We start from the raw sequence: 9,292 nt of genomic DNA, 5'->3' as shown, positions 1-9,292 counted from the left end.
AGAAGTGCCGCCGCTCTCGTTACGGTTGACGCCAGGGAGGAGGAGAGGCGTCTTCCGAACTGTGTCGGGCCGTTTGGCCCGGAATTTCGGACGACGATCTCCGGGAGGATGGAGACCGTCGCCAGTTACGAAAGGCTTAGGGAGGAGGAAAAGCCTTTCGATCCTTGAAACTTGTTCAGACCTCGTAAGCGGCCTGGTAGGCGATCCGGTTCAGCGAGCTGCGGTTCAGGCCCAGATCTTCGAGTTCGCGGGTGGACAGCGATTGCAGTTCTGTCAATGTGCGCTTGTAGATGCGACGGCGCGCAAATCGGGTGCGGATGGAGTCCAGAGCGCCGCCGACGCGTGCAGCGAAAGCGCCTTGAGTGTTTGATGTATGCGTTGCGTATGCCATTTGGGTGCTCATTTTCGTATGTTGTTCGTTTCGTTTCGTTGACACCAAAATAGGCTTATGCTGCAGATGCACAATACCCCAATACTCAATGCTGCTATGCAGCGAATGCATAGTGGACGCTGACGTAACGTCATAAAATATTGCAATTTTTTTGTGGCTGTCGGGTTAGGGTTGTGTTCGCTCGCAAAGCTGCCACCTTCAGCAGCAACGAAGATGGAGAATTGAGCATGAATGAAATTCGCGATGAAGTAGAGCGGGTTTTGGCAGGACTCGCCTTGCCGGATGGCGGCGATCTTTTTTCGAGCGATATGGTGCGCGCATTGAGTGTCGACGGTGGCACCGTGCGGTTTGTCATCGAGGCACCAAGTCCCGAAGTCGCCCGTCACATGGAACCGCTTCGCCGCGCGGCCGAGGAAGCGGTGGCGCGGATCGAGGGTGTGACCTCGGCCAGCGTTGCGTTGACGGCGCATGGACCGGCGGAAAAGACGCCGCCGCCCAGTCTGAAATTCGGCGGACATGCCAAGCCGCAGTCACAGCCGATGAACCCTCCGGGTGTGGACCGCATTCTGGTCGTCGGTTCCGGCAAGGGCGGTGTGGGCAAATCCACGGTCTCGGCCAACTTGGCGGTGGCGCTGGCGCGTTCGGGTCGGCGCGTGGGGTTGCTGGACGCCGATATATACGGACCCAGCCAGCCGCGCATGATGGGGATCAACAAGCGCCCCGCGTCGCCGGATGGCAAGACGATCATTCCGCTGCACGCGCATGGCGTCACGCTGATGTCCATCGGGTTCATGCTGGAGGAAGGCAAGGCCGCTGTCTGGCGCGGGCCGATGCTGATGGGCGCGATGCAACAGATGATGACACAGGTGCAATGGGGCGAGCTGGACGTGCTGATCGTCGATCTGCCGCCCGGCACCGGGGATGTGCAACTGACGCTGGGCCAGAAGGCCGATCTGACCGGCGCGCTGATCGTGTCCACGCCGCAGGACGTGGCGCTGCTGGATGCGCGCAAGGCCATCGACATGTTCCAGACGCTCAAGGTGCCGCTTCTCGGGATGATCGAGAACATGTCCACCTATATCTGCCCCTCTTGCGGGCACGAGGCGCATCTGTTCGGTCAGGGCGGTGTCGCGGCGGAGGCGGAAAAGCTGGGCGTGCCGCTGCTCGGATCGCTGCCTGTTGATCTGGAGACGCGCCTGTCGGGCGATGCTGGCACGCCGATTGCCGCAGGCGACGGGCCGGTGGCGCAGGCTTTTGCGCAGCTTGCGGATCGTCTGGTCAAGGACGGGATCGCCTGAACCGGGCGCTACCTGCCTGACCGGGTGCCGCCCGCGGAACCGGACGCTACCGGCGAAACCGGGTGCTACCGGCGGAAGGCGAGCGGGATCTGGAAGAAATACGCCGCATCCGTCAGCTCTGACGGGGCGGCGGGCAGGCGGGCGCGATTGACAGCGCGCAGGGCTGCCTGATCGAGCGTGGCATCGCCGGAGCCGCGCGCGATGCTGGCACCGACCACGCGGCCTTGCCGCGTCACCTTCAGCTTCACGACAACCGTGCCAGTGGCGCGGGTGCCGCGCGGATAGCGCTGGGCGCGGGCGATGCGCTGGCGCAACTGCGCGGACCAGCGGGCTTTGGCACTGGCAATCTGCGCGGCGCTGCTGCGGCTTGGCTGCGGGGCGGTGTTGTCGGTCCCGGCGGCAGTTTGTGCCTTGCGCCCGGCGGAGGGTATCTGCTGGGAGGCCGCGCTTGCAGGCTTGCGAGGAGACGCTTTCGTCGTGCTCTTTTGCGGGGCGGGCCTGGGCGCGGGGGGCGCTGGGCGCGCTTGCGGCCGCTCTGACACGCGGGGCGCATGGCGTCTGGGTTGCGGCGGCGCTGCACTGTCCACCTGCGGCAAGGCGGCGCTGTCGCGTTGGTCGGGCGGGCGCGGCATTGGCAATGACCTTGGCAAGGTCTGCGCCGGAGTGTTCGGCAGGTCGGGCAGGGACATTTCGGGCGTGGAGGGCGCGCGCAGTGCCTGCGGCGCCGCGCTTTCCAACGCGCGTGGGGCAGGCGACCTTGTGTCCAGCGCGGGCGCGGTATCCTTGGCAGGGTCAATCAGCGCGTCCGGGCGCGGTGCCATGACAGGCGCGGGCACGGCCGGTTGCACAGCCGGTGCGGCCTCCGGTGTCGGTGCGTCTGGCAGGTCCGCTGGCGTGGCGGTTTGCGGCGGCGCGTCCCAGCGTTCCAGCATTCCGGCCATGCTGGAAGGCAGGGCGGCAAGCGTCACGCTGTCACTGCCCTGATCGCCCGCCTGCGCTGCGGTGGCGTCCTGCGGTGACAGGTGGTCGTCGACCCAGACAAGCCCCGCCGCATGCAGGGCCGTGGCCAGCGTCAGAGCGGCTGCGGCTTCCAGCGCGCCTCTCATCGGTCTGGGCCGTCAGGACATGTGGCGGGCCGGGTCACGGCGCGGCCTCGGTGACGACGGAAACCTGCTGGGCGCCAAGCCGGGTAAGGCGGGTCAGCAAGGCGGCGAGCGCCTGCGCCGGTGCGTCGCGATCGGCCTTGAGCAGCACCGATGCGCCCGTGGCCGCGGCGGTTTCTGCCTCTGCGCCCCGCAACGTGCCAAAGGCGATCCGGCCATCGCTGGCAAGGTAGAGCGTGTTGGCCTGATCCGCCGCCGCCTCGCTGGCGCTTTGCGGCAGGGTCAGGGGCAGCGGGTCGGGCGGGGTCAGGCTGGCGGTCATCAGAAAGAAGATCAGCAGCAGGAACACCACGTTGATCATCGGCACCACGGGTTCGCGCGCCGCGCGTCTGGGAATTGGGGGCAGCAGGCGGGTCATGGCGCGCCTATGGGGGGTGGCGTGTTCATTCCGCCACCACCAGCGATGTCAGGCCAGCGGCGCGCAGCAGGTCCAGCAGGGACAGCATGTCCTGAACCGACGCGCCCTCGCCACCGCGCAGGATGACCGGCGCATCCGGCGTGGGCATCAGCGGGGCGAGGGCATCCGCCAGCGCGTCCCGCGCCACCGGAATGCCGTTGAGGGTGAGGCCGGTGGCTTTGACCTCGACCAGCCGTGGCGGTCCGGTCCAGCCGTCCCCCGCGCCGCCGATGACAAGCGGCACCACGTTTTCGCCGCCAAACCGCGCGGCCAGCATGAAGAAGACCAGCAGCAGAAACACCACGTCGATCATCGGCGTCAGGCTGGGCCTGCGGCGGCGTGGAGGGGCGGCGAGGGACAACATCAGTTGCGGGGTCCGGTGGTGAAGATGCGGGTGGCTGCGTCCTCCATATCATGCGACAGGCGTTCGGCGATGCTGTCGAACCATGACAGGGCGACGCCTGCCGGGATCGCCACGGCCATGCCCGCGGCGGTGGTCAGCAGCGCCTCCCATATGCCGCCCGCAAGCGCTGCGGGATCGGCGCGGCTGCCCGTGTCTTGCAGGGCCTGAAACGCCTCGATCATGCCCAGAACCGTGCCGAGAAGGCCAAGCAGCGGCGCGATGGTGGCGATCAGTTCCAGCGCGCGCAACCCGGTGCGCGCCTCGATCAGGGCGGCGCGGGCGACGCGGGCGGTTTCCTCTCGCGCGGGGTCGGGGGCGATGCCGCCTGTCAGCGCCTGCATCGCGGCATGGGCCACACGGGCGCGCAGGCCGGGGCGGGCCTTCAGGTGATCGCGGGCGGCGTCGCGCTGACCGTCCGACCAGAGCGTCAGCGCAGTTTCGACCCGCGCGCGGCGCCATGCGCCCAGCACCGACAGGCGCCACAGCTTCCACAGGATCAGGGCCAGCGTGACGACAGACAGGGCGGCGATGACCCAAAGCGCGGGACCGCCGCGTGACAGCAGGGGGGGGATCTGGCCTAGCATCGCAGTGGCTCCTTCAAGGCGGTCATGGCAGCACGTCCAGGGCCTGAAACAGCGGCCCGTGATCGGTGTCGATCATCCGCGCCTCAAGGTGAAAGACGCGGGCGATATTGTCGGGCGTCAGCACATCGGCGGGCGGGCCATCGGCCACCAGCAATCCGTCGCCCAGCAGGATCAGGCGCGAGCAATAGCGCGCCGCGAGGTTGAGATCGTGCAGCGAAGCCAGCACCGCGCGACCTTCGCGCGTCAACTGCCGAAACACCCGCAGCGTGGCGATCTGAGCTGCCGGGTCAAGCCCGGCAGAGGGTTCGTCCGCCATCAGCAGGGGCGTTTCCTGCGCCAGCGCGCGGGCGATGAGAACGCGGGCCTGCTCGCCCCCCGACAGCTCTGTTGCCAGCCGGTCCCTGAAGGCGGTCAGCCCCATGCGGGACAAGGCGGCCTCGACGGCGGCGCGGTCGGTTTCGCGCAGCCTTGTGCCACGCGGCAGATGCGGCAGGCGGCCAAGGGCCACCAGCGCCTCGACCGTGACGGGCCAGGCGATCTCTCGCTTCTGGGGCAGCCATGCGGCGGTGGCGGCGCGGTCGCGGGCGGGCATCTCGGCAAGGCTGCTATGGCCTTGGTGTGCCAACAGCCCAAGGGCGGCGCGCATCAGCGTTGTCTTGCCCGCACCGTTCGGGCCGATCAGGCCGACGCATTCGCCGGGGCCGATGGAAAACGACACGCGATCCACCACCGGGCGGTCGCCGCGCCGGACCGTCAGGGCACGAAGCGCGAGCAGAGTCATGTCATCTCCCTTCGCGTCTTGTAGATCAGATGCAGAAAGAGCGGCGCGCCGATCAGCGCCATGACAACGCCGAGCTTCAGGTCGCGATCGGGCAGGATCAGCCGCACCGCAAGATCCGCCGCCAGCACCATCGCCGCCCCGCCAAGCGCCGAGGCCCAGAGCAGCGTTGAGGGGCGTGCCCCGGTCAGCGGGCGCAGGATATGCGGCACGATCAGGCCGACAAAACCCACAGCGCCTGCCACGGCCGTCGCGGCCCCCACGGCGGCGGCCGTGCCCGCCAGAAGCGTCAGGCGCAGACGCGACAGCGGGATGCCCATCGCCTGCGCCGCATCCTCGCCCAGTGTCAACGCGTCCAGCCCCCGGCCCAGCGTGAACAGCGCGGCCCAGCCCAACAGGATCAGGGGGGCTGCCAGCGCCACATGTGCCATCGAGCGGTCAGCGACAGAGCCCATCATCCAGAACATGATTTCCGACGCGGCATAGGGGTTGGGCGACAGGTTCAGCACCAGCGCCGTGAACGCGCCCGCCAGAGCGGAGATCGCGATGCCTGCCAGGATCAGCGTCAGCGACGACCCGCGCGGCCCGGCGAGGGCGAGGATCAGCAGGACCGCAGCGAAGGCAAAGCCAAGCGCCATCAGTGGCAAGGCCAGCGCAAAACCCGCCGCCAGCCCGGTTTGCAGCGCGATCACTGCGCCAAGGGCTGCGGACCCGGACACGCCGATCAGTCCGGGTTCGGCCAGCGGGTTGCGCAGATAACCCTGCATCGCCGCCCCGGCCAGACCCAGCGACGCGCCGACCATCGCCGCCAGAAGCGCGCGTGGCAGGCGGATCTGCGTCAGGATCAACGTGGTCAGCTCCTCGCCCTGACCGGAAAGCGTGCGCAGCGCATCCATCGGGCCGATGGCGGCGTGACCCAGAAACATCGAGGCCGCAAACAGCACCAGCACAAGCAGGCTGAGCAAGGCGGCAAGGATGCGGGGACTCATTGCGCGGCCTCCCATTCCAGTCGCAGGGCGCGCATCTGTGCCACGGCATCAAGAATATAATGCGTCTCGCAGGTCCATTTGGCACCATCGCCGATCCGCCGCAGCGCGCCGGTGGCGGCAAGGGCGGGGTGGTCGAGCAGTTCGGTGGCGCGCGCATGTCCGCCATAGGGCGCACCGATCAGGATCAGATCGGGTTGCGCCAGCAGCAGTTCCTCCAGATGCAGGCGACCACCGAAAGGCAGGCCCAACTCGGCGGCGATGTTTTCAAAGCCCGCAGCGCGCAGCACATCGCCTGCAAGCGTGTCGGCGCCGGTCGTGGTGCCAAGCGCCTGATACATGACAACGCGCGGGCGCGCGTCAGGGGTTTCGGTCAGGGCGGCAAGCCGGGCGTCAAAAGCCGCGATCAGGGCGGTGGCGGCGACCTCGCGTCCCAGAAGCGCCCCCATCCGCGCAAGATTGTCGCGCACATCGGCAAGCGAGTTTGCAGGCGCAAAGCGTTCGACGCGCACGCCCAGCCGTTCCAGCATCTCGACGGTGGCGCGGGTGGTGTAGGTGCCGGCCAGCACCAGATCGGGGGCGCGCAGAAAGACATCCTCGGCGGTGCCATCGGTGACGGGCCAGCCTTCGGCCTGTTCGGCCATCGCGGATGTGCGCGGGTCCGACGCCAGCTTGGAGACCGCCAGCAACTGTCCGGGACCGGAGAGCAGCATCGCCATCTGGTCGGTGCAGACGTTCAAAGACACGACCCGCTGTGGGGCCGCGAGCGCCGCCGCGCCGGACAGGACCAGCGCGGCAGCAAACGATATGAGCCTAGAAGGACGCACGGATCCCGACATAGGCGGCGCGGCCGGAGGTCGAGAAGCCACCGACCGTCTGATAATCGGCATCGCCCAGATTCTCGATCCGCAAATACGCCTCTGCTGTATCGGAGATGACGTAGCCAAGGGTTGCATTTATCAGCGTGTAATCATCCATCTCCGTCCCGAACTCGCTGGGCCGGTCGGCAATTTTCTGCACGGTCAGCCCTCCGGACAGCCTGTCCGTGATCTCTGCGTCAAGCCCGAGCACCAGATCATGGCGGGGCACGCGCAATTGCGGGTCGTCATTGGCGTCACGGCTGTCGGTCAGCGTGTAATTGCCAGTCAGGAAAATTCTGTCTGTCACAGGCAGCCCGCCGGAAAGCTCCAGCCCGCGGGTCACGCTGGTGCCGCTTGATTGCTGGTAGGTTGGAAAGCCAAAGACGATCAGATCGTCGACTTCAGTGTAAAAGGCCGCCGCCCCGACAAAGGCACCGCCCGCATAGGTCTTTTCGATCCCCAGTTCGTAGTTGCGACTGGTTTCCTCGGACAGATCGGCGTTCCCATACTGCGCATCGAAGAGTTCGTAAAGCGACGGCGCACGAAAGCCGTTGGATGCCAGCGCCCGGACGGTGATGTCTTCGGTCGGCCGCCATGCCAGCGCCGCTCGGGCCGAGGTGTGCCCGCCAAAGCGTGAATGGTCGTCGTGGCGGACAGAGAATGACAGATCAAGATCGCCACGCGGTGCCCAGAGCGCCTCGGTGAAGATGCCGCTGATCGTCGAATCGCTGTCGGAAGTGATGCTGCCGGTGCGCGCGAAGGTTATCGGATCAAATAGCCCGCCGGTCGAGAAGGACGTTTCTCGTGTCCAGTCTACGCCGGCACTTAGCGTCAGTGCATCGGTCGCCTGCCAGCTTGCCATGTAGTCGATGCGCTCTCGGGTGCCTTCGAACGGGTCGGCAAAGCCGTCCGCAGTGCTCAGGCGGTCGATTTCGAACCGCGAGGCGGACAGGGTGTGGTCCACGGCACCTGTCGTCAGTTCCGCCCAGGCGCGCAGGGCGCGGGTCCGGGTTTCGGCCACGCCGTCCTCGGTGAATGTGTCGAAATCGGCGGTGCTGTCGATGGCAAAGGCATCGAGGCCCACCCGCAGCGTGCCGGTCACATCATAATCGGCACCAAAGGTCAGTTGCGTGCCCTCAAACGCGTCGTCTTCGGTAAAGAACGCGCCCTCGCGCGCGGAAAACCCGTCCGTCCGCACGCGGCTGAGCCCGAAATACAGTCCACCACTCTCGCTCCGGTTGGCAACATTCACGGAAGACCGGATCGTGTCGTAGGCACCGACCTCTGTCGCGACATCGATCTGGGTGCCTTCGACGTCTGCACCTTTCGTGGTGACGTTGATCACGCCGCCAATCGCCTCGGATCCGTGTACGGCGGATTGCGACCCCTTCACCAATTCCACGCGAGAGATGTTGGACATGGAGATATTGGCCCAGTCGAACTGGGTCTGCGTCGAGGACGGATCGGTCACGTCGATCCCGTTCACATAGACCGGCACATAGGCACCGGACAGGCCACGCACCCGCACGGTGCTGGTGCCACCCAGCCCGCCACTGTTGCTGACAGCGACACCGGGCAGGGTGTCGAGCGCATCCGCAAGGCGCGATGTTCCGCTGGCTCGCAGATCTGCCTGAGTCACTACATCGACAGTTGCACCGCTGCTCGACAACTCTGTCGGGGTCTGGTTGGCATAAACCGTGATCGTGTCGAGGAGGGTGTAGTCCTGCGCCATGGCGGGCAGGGCGAGGCCGACCGCCAGCAGGGAGGCCGGGGCGAGGGTTTGTTTCATGGTCGATCCTTTCCAGATCGAAGCGGCGCAATCCGGGCGCCGGCGCTTTATGTCTGGCTCGGGAAAGGGGGCCCTTCCGCGAACGGTGAAGGTCTGTCACCGCAACGGAGAACCGTTATCCCGGCGCCCCCCGCGCCCGAATAGGGTGATCTTCCCGGCAGGTCTCCTGGCTTGCGGGTCGTCGCTTGGCCGGGCCTTCCCGTGGGTGCGCGCACACCACAGTGACATCATCCGGCCGCGCTCGCCGCTCACAGTTGCGGGGGCAGCCGCGGAATAAGGGCATACCCCGCACCGCGTTCCCTCTTCGTCGGGAGTTTGACAGCCCGAACCGAGATACGAACGCTCTACTGCGCAGGCATTTTCAAGGCAAGAGTGGAATTATGGGGGCGAAAGAAGGGTGTCGGACGGGATTGCATGGGACGGATGGGAATTCATACCGCTGGCAGGGAGATTCTGCGCAAAAGCGACAGATGCAGCCACGATTCGTGGCGATCTCTGGGCCAGTTCTGTGTGAATGTGGTCACCAATCGAGAAAAATCGACAAACTCACGGGAAAAAATATGGCGCGGCTGGGGCGCTATATCTGGTGTGTGGTTGGGGTTCGTCCGCTACAAATCGCGTCCAGTTTTGCAGAATGGAAACG

Annotated in this window: 10 protein-coding genes and 1 riboswitch; of the genes, 1 reads left to right on the top strand and 9 read right to left on the bottom strand. The window is 66.4% G+C overall.

The features are described 5' to 3' along the window. Positions 1-175: 175 nt before the first annotated feature. Positions 176-391 carry a DUF1127 domain-containing protein gene (locus DMZ65_RS15195; RefSeq protein WP_116599732.1) on the bottom strand — a complete coding sequence of 72 codons (216 nt, stop codon included), beginning with the start codon at positions 389-391 and terminating at the stop codon, positions 176-178. A gap of 227 nt (positions 392-618) precedes the next feature. Between DMZ65_RS15195 and DMZ65_RS15190 the strand changes: the two genes are divergently transcribed. Continuing rightward, complete coding sequence (locus DMZ65_RS15190; protein ID WP_116599731.1) at positions 619-1,689, top strand: Mrp/NBP35 family ATP-binding protein; 1,071 nt, start codon at positions 619-621, stop codon at positions 1,687-1,689. 65 nt (positions 1,690-1,754) lie between these two features. Here DMZ65_RS15190 and DMZ65_RS15185 read toward each other — a convergent pair whose 3' ends face one another. The 8 genes from DMZ65_RS15185 to DMZ65_RS15150 are packed head-to-tail and all read right to left on the bottom strand — an operon-like array spanning position 1,755 to position 8,649. Continuing rightward, positions 1,755-2,795 (bottom strand): energy transducer TonB, encoded by a 1,041-nt coding sequence (locus DMZ65_RS15185; protein ID WP_116599717.1) that lies wholly within the window; start codon positions 2,793-2,795, stop codon positions 1,755-1,757. A gap of 34 nt (positions 2,796-2,829) precedes the next feature. Continuing rightward, the gene (locus DMZ65_RS15180) at positions 2,830-3,210 is read right to left on the bottom strand and encodes an ExbD/TolR family protein (protein WP_116599716.1); all 381 of its coding nucleotides are present in this window, start codon (positions 3,208-3,210) and stop codon (positions 2,830-2,832) included. Between the two features lie 25 nt (positions 3,211-3,235). Then, positions 3,236-3,613 (bottom strand): ExbD/TolR family protein, encoded by a 378-nt coding sequence (locus tag DMZ65_RS15175; protein WP_116599715.1) that lies wholly within the window; start codon positions 3,611-3,613, stop codon positions 3,236-3,238. Then, the gene (locus tag DMZ65_RS15170; RefSeq protein ID WP_116599714.1) at positions 3,613-4,236 is read right to left on the bottom strand and encodes a MotA/TolQ/ExbB proton channel family protein; all 624 of its coding nucleotides are present in this window, start codon (positions 4,234-4,236) and stop codon (positions 3,613-3,615) included. The genes DMZ65_RS15175 and DMZ65_RS15170 overlap by 1 nt, the downstream gene beginning before the upstream one ends. Positions 4,237-4,258: 22 nt before the next feature. Beyond that, on the bottom strand, positions 4,259-5,017 hold the full coding sequence (locus tag DMZ65_RS15165) for an ABC transporter ATP-binding protein (RefSeq protein ID WP_116599713.1): 759 nt from the start codon (positions 5,015-5,017) through the stop codon (positions 4,259-4,261). Continuing rightward, positions 5,014-6,003, bottom strand: coding sequence for a FecCD family ABC transporter permease (locus DMZ65_RS15160; protein ID WP_116599712.1), 990 nt, complete (start codon positions 6,001-6,003; stop codon positions 5,014-5,016). The genes DMZ65_RS15165 and DMZ65_RS15160 overlap by 4 nt, the downstream gene beginning before the upstream one ends. Next, positions 6,000-6,827, bottom strand: coding sequence for an ABC transporter substrate-binding protein (locus DMZ65_RS15155; RefSeq protein WP_232825015.1), 828 nt, complete (start codon positions 6,825-6,827; stop codon positions 6,000-6,002). The genes DMZ65_RS15160 and DMZ65_RS15155 overlap by 4 nt, the downstream gene beginning before the upstream one ends. After that, positions 6,814-8,649 (bottom strand): TonB-dependent receptor plug domain-containing protein, encoded by a 1,836-nt coding sequence (locus DMZ65_RS15150; protein WP_116599710.1) that lies wholly within the window; start codon positions 8,647-8,649, stop codon positions 6,814-6,816. The genes DMZ65_RS15155 and DMZ65_RS15150 overlap by 14 nt, the downstream gene beginning before the upstream one ends. 139 nt (positions 8,650-8,788) lie before the next feature. Continuing rightward, a riboswitch (cobalamin riboswitch) is annotated at positions 8,789-8,997 on the bottom strand. Positions 8,998-9,292 lie beyond the last annotated feature (295 nt).

It is taken from the genome of Primorskyibacter marinus, assembly GCF_003313245.1.
GTDB lineage: Bacteria > Pseudomonadota > Alphaproteobacteria > Rhodobacterales > Rhodobacteraceae > Primorskyibacter > Primorskyibacter marinus.
Note: the sequence above shows the minus strand (reverse complement) of the source record. Positions and strands in the feature narration are given on the sequence as shown.